Origin of the sequence: Streptomyces sp. AcH 505, from assembly GCF_000818175.1 — a bacterium.
Taxonomy (GTDB): Bacteria; Actinomycetota; Actinomycetes; order Streptomycetales; family Streptomycetaceae; genus Streptomyces.
Genome location: NZ_JTIY01000001.1, coordinates 2,846,791 through 2,850,506 on the forward strand (window position 1 = coordinate 2,846,791; position 3,716 = coordinate 2,850,506).

The window sequence follows — 3,716 nt, forward strand, 5'->3', positions numbered from 1 at the left end:
CGGCGGGCGCCCGTCGCCGGTCCGGCACCTGCGCACCCGTTCCGGGCGGCGTCCGCCGGTACGCTCGGTCCCGTGCCGCCCCCGCCCCTGCATCACGTCGCCGTTCTCGTGCTCGAAGGCGCCAAGCCCCTCGATGTCGGTATCCCCGCGCAGGTGTTCACGACCCGCGCGAGCATGCCGTACGAGGTGCGGATGTGCGGCGCGGCGCCCGGTCTTGTGACCGGTGGTGACGGTCTTGCGTACTCCGTCGCCCACGGGCTCGAAGCGCTCGCCTGGGCCGACATCGTCTTCGTCCCCGGCTACCGGCACCCGGACCGCGACGACCCGCCGCTCGCCGTGGTCGAGGCGTTGGTCGCCGCGCACGCCCGGGGTGCGCGGCTCGCCGCCATTTCGACGGGTGCCTTCGCGCTCGCCGCCACCGGGCTGCTCGACGGCAAGCGCGCCACGACGCACTGGCACTACACGCAGGCGCTCGCGGCGAAGCGACCGCTGGTCCGGGTCGACGAGAACGTGCTGTTCGTGGACGAGGGCAGTGTGCTGACCTCGGCCGGCGCCGCGTCCGGCATCGACCTGTGTCTGCACATCCTGCGCGGCGATCTGGGGGTCGCCGCTTCCAACCACGCGGCGCGCCGCCTCGTCGCGGCCCCGTACCGCAGCGGCGGCCAGGCGCAGTACGTGCCGCGCAGTGTGCCCGAGCCGCTCGGTGAGCGGTTCGCCGCCACCCGGGAGTGGGCGCTGCACCGGCTGAGCGACCCGCTCACCCTTGAAGTGCTCGCCGGACACGCGCGGGTGTCGCCGCGCACGTTCTCCCGGCGCTTCGTCGAGGACACCGGGTACACACCGATGCAGTGGGTCATGCGCGCCCGCATCGACGTGGCCCGTGAGCTGCTCGAACGTTCGCAGCGGAGCGTCGAGCAGATCGCCGTGGACGTCGGTCTGGGCACCGGTGCGAATCTGCGGCTGCACTTCCACCGCGTCCTCGACACCACGCCGAGCGAGTACCGCCGCACCTTCGCCCAAGGTGACCAGCGGGAATAGTCCGTGGCGCGATCCTTGCGGACCCTGGCGATCCTGCCGCTGCCACCGGCCCGCACCGCGCGGGACGCTGATGGTGCGACAGAAAGGGACCCCACTCATGACTCGCATCGCCATCAACGGATTCGGCCGCATCGGACGCAATGTGCTGCGCGCACTGCTCGAACGCGACACCGACCTCGACGTCGTCGCCGTCAACGACCTCACCGAACCCGCCGCTCTCGCGCGGCTGCTCGCCTTCGACACGACGGCGGGCCGGCTCGGCCGCCCCGTGACCGTGGACGGGCAGACCCTCGTCGTGGACGGCCGTCGCATCACCGTGCTCGCCGAGCGCGACCCGGCGCAGCTGCCGTGGGCCGAGCTGGGCGTCGACATCGTCCTTGAGTCGACCGGCCGCTTCACATCGGCCAAGGCAGCCCGCACCCACATCGAAGCGGGCGCGAAGCGCGTGCTGGTCAGTGCGCCCGCTGACGGCGCCGATGTCACGCTCGCGTTCGGCGTCAACACCGACGCTTACGACCCGGCCACGCACACGGTCGTCTCGAACGCCTCGTGCACGACCAACGCGCTCGCGCCGCTGGCGTCCGTCCTCGACGAACTCGCCGGCATCGAGCACGGCTTCATGACGACGGTGCACGCCTACACGCAGGAGCAGAACCTGCAGGACGGTCCGCACCGCGACGCCCGCCGCGCCCGCGCCGCCGCGGTGAACATTGTGCCGACCACGACCGGTGCGGCGAAGGCGATCGGTCTCGTGCTGCCCCAGCTCGACGGCAAGCTCTCCGGCGACTCGATCCGGGTGCCCGTGCCGGTGGGTTCGATCGTCGAACTGAACACGACGGTCGCGCGCGACGTCACACGCGACGACGTGCTGGCGGCGTACCGCAAGGCGGCCGACGGGCCGCTCGCCGGCGTACTCGAATACTCCGACGACGCGCTCGTGTCGTCGGACATCACGGGCAACCCGGCGTCGGCGATCTTCGATTCGGCCCTCACCCGTGTCGACGGCAGGCACGTCAAGGTCGTCGCCTGGTACGACAACGAGTGGGGCTTCTCGAACCGCGTGATCGACACACTCGAACTGCTCGCGGCCGGCTGACGTAACAGCCGGACGGCTGTCACGACAGCCGTCGCTCAGTCCAGCGCGCGCAGCGCCTCCAGCTGGTCCAGGAACCAGCGCTGCGGCGGCAGTGCCGTAGCCGCCGCCGCGAGGCGCTTCGTGCGCTGCGTGCGTTCGTCGTCCGGCATCGTCAGCGCCGTGTGCAGCGCGGCTGCCGTCGCCGAGATGTCGTACGGGTTCACCACCACCGCGTCCTCGCCCAGCTCCTCGTACGCCCCCGCCTCCCGGGACAGCACCAGCGCGCAGCCGTTGTCGGAGACCACCGGGATCTCCTTCGCGACCAGGTTCATCCCGTCCCTGATCGGGTTGACCAGCGCCACGTCCGCCAGCCGGTACGAGGCGAGCGAGCGGGCGAAGTCGTCCTCGACATGCAGCACGACCGGCAGCCAGCCCTCCTGGCCGAACTCGTCGTTGATCTCCTCGGCGACCCGCTGCACCTCCGCCGTGTACGAGCGGTAGACCGCCAGATCCTGCCGGGACGGATAGGCGAAGGCGACATGCACGACGCGCCCGCGCCACTCGGGGCGGTCGGTCAGCAGCTGCCGGTAGGCGAGCAGACCGCGCACGATGTTCTTGGACAGTTCCGTGCGGTCGACCCGGACGATCGCCTTGCGCGGCGCGCCGTCGGCCTCGCCGATCTGCTCCCGCAGCGACACGATCCTGTCGTCCACGTCCGCGCGGTGCGCACGCTCCCGCAGGAAGTCGGCGTCGGCGCCCAGGCCGTGCACCCCGATCCGGGTCTTGCCGGTGTCGCCGAGCAGTTCCGTACAGCAGGCGGTGAACGCGTCGGCCCACCGGTGGGTCAGGAAGGCGGCGCGGTCGGCGCCGAGGATGCCGCGCAGCAGCTGGCGCGCGATGTCGTCCGGCAGCAGCCGGAAGTAGTCCACCGGCGCCCACGGGGTGTGCGAGAAGTGGCCGATCCGCAGATCGGGCCGCAGCGCCCGCAGCATCCCCGGCACCAGCGCCAGGTGGTAGTCCTGCACCAGCACGGCCGCGCCGTCGCCCGCCTCGTCGGCCAGGGCCTCGGCGAAGGCGCGGTTGTACGCCTCGTACGACGCCCACTGCGCGCGGAACTCCGGGCCGAAGGCCGGTTCGAGCGGGGTCTGGTAAAGCATGTGGTGGACGAACCAGAGCGTGGAGTTCGCGACGGCGTTGTACGCGTCGGCGTACACCTCGGGCGCGATGCCGAGCATCCGTACCCGCTGGTCGCCCGTGTCGGCCTGGTCGAGCCGGCCGCCGGTGCGGCGCACCGCCTCGCGGTCGCCCTCGCCGAGCGCGGCGCAGACCCACACGGCGTCCGTGTCGGGGCCTATGGCGGACAGGCCGGAGACCAGCCCGCCACCGCCGCGCCTGGCCTCCAGCTCCCCGTCGTCACGGAGGGTGTACGAGACGGGGCCGCGGTTGGACGCGACGAGTACCTGGGCGGCTTGCTCGGAGACCATGTGCCGAAATCTAGCCCGTCCAGGAAACGCTCAAACGTACGGGCGGGTCACTCGTCGTGCCGGCCGGGGCCGGACCCCCGGCCGGACCCGCGGCCGACCCCGCGCGCGGCGGCCAGCGC

The 3,716-nt window shown here is 72.2% G+C and carries 3 protein-coding genes; 2 read left to right on the forward strand and 1 reads right to left on the reverse strand.

All coding sequences use genetic code 11. The annotated features are described in order from the left end of the window. Window positions 1–72 precede the first annotated feature (72 nt). Together HY68_RS13095 and gap are read left to right on the forward strand one after the other, a co-directional pair. Window positions 73–1,038, forward strand: coding sequence for a helix-turn-helix domain-containing protein (locus tag HY68_RS13095; RefSeq protein WP_041995930.1), 966 nt, complete (start codon window positions 73–75; stop codon window positions 1,036–1,038). Window positions 1,039–1,135: 97 nt separating this feature from the next. Next, window positions 1,136–2,134 carry a type I glyceraldehyde-3-phosphate dehydrogenase gene (gene gap, locus HY68_RS13100; protein ID WP_041988358.1) on the forward strand — a complete coding sequence of 333 codons (999 nt, stop codon included), beginning with the start codon at window positions 1,136–1,138 and terminating at the stop codon, window positions 2,132–2,134. Window positions 2,135–2,169: 35 nt separating this feature from the next. Here gap and HY68_RS13105 read toward each other — a convergent pair whose 3' ends face one another. Continuing rightward, a complete protein-coding gene (locus HY68_RS13105) occupies window positions 2,170–3,597 on the reverse strand; it encodes a trehalose-6-phosphate synthase (protein WP_041988360.1) in 1,428 nt (475 codons plus the stop codon). Window positions 3,598–3,716 lie beyond the last annotated feature (119 nt).

Coding starts and splice junctions, on each gene's coding strand:
- gap (WP_041988358.1), top strand. CDS start 1,136: ATGACTCGCATCGCCATCAACGGATTCGGCCGCATCGGACGCAATGTG.
- HY68_RS13105 (WP_041988360.1), bottom strand. CDS start 3,597: ATGGTCTCCGAGCAAGCCGCCCAGGTACTCGTCGCGTCCAACCGCGGC.